The organism is Micrococcus sp. HMSC31B01 (assembly GCF_001816085.1).
GTDB classification, from domain to species: domain Bacteria; phylum Actinomycetota; class Actinomycetes; order Actinomycetales; family Micrococcaceae; genus Micrococcus; species Micrococcus luteus.
The window spans coordinates 1-2933 of sequence record NZ_KV825139.1; the positions used below are offsets into that span (position 1 = coordinate 1).

Annotated in this window: 3 protein-coding genes; all 3 read right to left on the reverse strand. The window is 72.9% G+C overall.

Annotation, left to right across the window (positions count from 1 at the left end):
* Positions 1 to 25: 25 nt before the first annotated feature.
* A complete protein-coding gene (locus HMPREF3105_RS06770; protein ID WP_020625718.1) occupies positions 26 to 541 on the reverse strand; it encodes a CoA-binding protein in 516 nt (171 codons plus the stop codon).
* A 3-nt stretch (positions 542 to 544) separates the two neighbouring features.
* Positions 545 to 1873, reverse strand: coding sequence for an O-acetylhomoserine aminocarboxypropyltransferase/cysteine synthase family protein (locus HMPREF3105_RS06775; RefSeq protein ID WP_020625719.1), 1329 nt, complete (start codon positions 1871 to 1873; stop codon positions 545 to 547).
* Between the two features lie 225 nt (positions 1874 to 2098).
* Positions 2099 to 2933 (reverse strand): hypothetical protein (locus HMPREF3105_RS06780; RefSeq protein WP_070709031.1); only part of this gene is annotated, 835 nt, incomplete at its 5' end.

Here is a 2933-nt window from a genome sequence, read left to right on the forward strand (position 1 = left end):
GCAAGAACCTCATGACCCACAACACCTAGCGGTCCAGTTCCTGGCGCCGCGAGCTGATCACGCCGGTGACGAAGCCGGCGAGGTTGAGCCCGCCATGGAAGCGGGCGTGCTCGATCTTCACACAGCGGTCCATCACGATCTCCAGGCCCGCGGCCCCGGCCTGACGCGCGGCGTCCTCGTTCCAGATGCCCAGCTGCAGCCACACGGTCCGGGCGCCCACGCGGGCGGCGTCCGCCACCACCTCGGGGGCGTCGGAGGACTTGCGGAACACCTCCACGAGGTCCGGGATGACGGGCAGGTCGTCCAGCGAGGCATACACGCGGTGGCCGAGGATCTCCTTGCCGGCCGCGGCGAGCACGGGATTCACGAAGTAGACGTGGTACGTGGTCGAGCTCAGCAGGTACGTGGCCACGAAGTACGACGCGCGGGCCGGCTTGTCCGAGGCGCCGACGATCGCGATCGACCGGGTGCGCCGCAGGATCGCCAGGCGCTCGGGGGCGCCGGGGCCGGTCCAGGTGCGCTCGGGGTGGGTGGTGCTCATGGCTCAGGCCTCCTGCTCTGCGGGGACGACGGCGCCGTCACGGGTGCGGCCGGTGGCCTCGGTCAGGGCCTGGTCCAGGTCCCAGAGGATGTCCTCGAGGTCCTCGATGCCCACCGAGATGCGGATCAGGTCCGCCGGGATGCCCGCGGCCACGAGCTGCTCGGCGGTGAGCTGCTGGTGCGTGGTGGAGGCCGGGTGCAACACGAGCGTCTTCGCGTCGCCGATGTTCGCCAGGTGGCTGGCCAGCTGCAGGGCGGAGATGAACGCGGCGCCGGTCTCGCGGCCGCCGACCACACCGAAGCTGAACACCGAGCCGACACCCCGGGGCAGCAGCTGCTGCGCGCGGGCGTGGTGCGGGTGGTCGGGCAGGCCGGCGTAGCGCACCCAGGAGACGCGCGGGTCCTCGTCCAGCCAGGTGGCGACGGCGCGGGCGTTGGCGAGGTGGGCATCCATGCGCGGGGCCAGCGTCTCGACGCCGATCATCAGCTGGAACGCCGACTGCGGGGCCAAGGACGGGCCGAAGTCACGCAGCTGCTCGGAACGCAGCTTGGTGAGGAACCCGTACTCGCCGAAGTTGCCCCACCAGGACACGCCGCCGTACGAGGGCACGGGCTCGGTCATGGACGGGAACTTGCCGTTGTCCCACGGGAAGCGGCCGGACTCCACCACGACGCCGCCCAGAGTGGTGCCGTGCCCGCCCAGGAACTTGGTGGCCGAGTGGATCACGATGTCCGCACCGTGCTCGATCGGCCGGATCAGGTAGGGCGGGGTGAGCGTGGCGTCCACCACGAGCGGGATGCCGTGCCGGTGGGCGACGTCGGCCAGACCCGGCAGGTCCACGACGTCGCCGGAGGGGTTGGCGACGATCTCCGTGTACACGGCCTTGGTGTTGTCCTGGATCGCGGCCTCGAAGTCCGCGGCCTCGGTGGAGTCCACGAAGGTGGTCTCCACGCCGAAGCGGCGCAGGGAGACGTCGAGCTGGGTGATCGTGCCGCCGTACAGCTTCGAGGAGGCCACGATGTGGTCCCCGGCCCCGGCGAGGGCCGCGAAGGTGATGAACTCGGCGGCCATGCCGGACGCCGTCGCGACGGCGCCGATGCCGCCCTCGAGCGTGGCGATGCGCTCCTCGAACGCCGCGACCGTGGGGTTGCCGATCCGCGAGTAGATGTTGCCGTACTTCTGCAACGCGAAGAGGTTGGCGGCGTCCTCGGCGGACTCGAACACGAAGGAGCTGGTCTGGTGGATCGGCACCGCACGGGAGCCGTGGACGGCGTCCGGGACGGCGCCCGCGTGCAACGCCTGGGTGCGGAAGCCGAACTCGTGGTCAGCCACGGGGGTCCTTTCGATGGAGGCTTCGGGACAGTCCGACCCATTGTCCCGGGCGAGGCGCGCCGAGTGCAGGGTGGGCGCGTCGCAGAGCGTCACGCGGGGCCGGCCGGTGGCGTGCAACGCGGGTTGAGTTATCACCGGTTACGCGGGCCTGGACCCGTGACAACTCAACCCGCGTTGGTCTGGACCCGTGACAACTCAACCCGCGTCGGGACGGGCGGGGGCGGATCAGCGCGTGCGGGCGAGCCGACGCCGGACCAGCCCCACGATCCGCCCGAACCCAGCGCGCTGGTCCTCCCAGGTGCAGCGCAGGGTCGTCCATTCCCGCTCGAGGCAGTACGCGTCCCGACGGGCGTCCCTCGCCTGCTGCTGAGCCGTGCGGTGGCCGGCGCCGTCGTACTGGAGGGCCAGGCGCGCCCCCCGGTACCCGAGGTCCACGACGGGCGAGGCCGGGTCGGCCGGGTCGACGGCGACCTGCAGCTCCGGCTCCGGCAGCCCGGCCCGGATCAGCGCGAGCCGGAGGAAGGTCTCGGGCGGGGAGTCGGCCCCGACGCGCACCTCGGCCAGCGCGGCACGTGCGAGACGGACACCCGGCCGGCCACGGCAGCGGGCGAGCACCTCCGACAGCCCGGGCACGGTGGCCACGGGGTGCGCCCGGCCCGTCGGCGTCCACGGCGGACACACCAGGTGGTCGCCGGCCGCGATGAGCCAGTCCACCTCGTGGGGGCGGAGCATCCCGGCGAGGTCGAACCAGGTGCGCGCCGCCGTCGTGACGCGCTGGCCGTCGGGAAGCTCGAGCACGTGGTCGGAGGGCAGTCGCACCCGGTGGCTGACGACGCCGCCCAGGTCGGTCCGGTGCGTGCGCGCGGACCGGTCGAAGGTCAGGTGCAGTCCGGCTGGCCGCGTGAGGCGGGGCGGCAGCGGCAGTCCGTGCCAGAGGGCGGCAGAGACGTGGGAGACCACCCCGCCCGTGAGGCGGACCAGCGCGGCCGCGCCGTCCGGGGCGCACGGGTCGGGGATGCCCGCGGTGTGCACGCCGCGGCAGATCCGGGCGAGGTCTGCC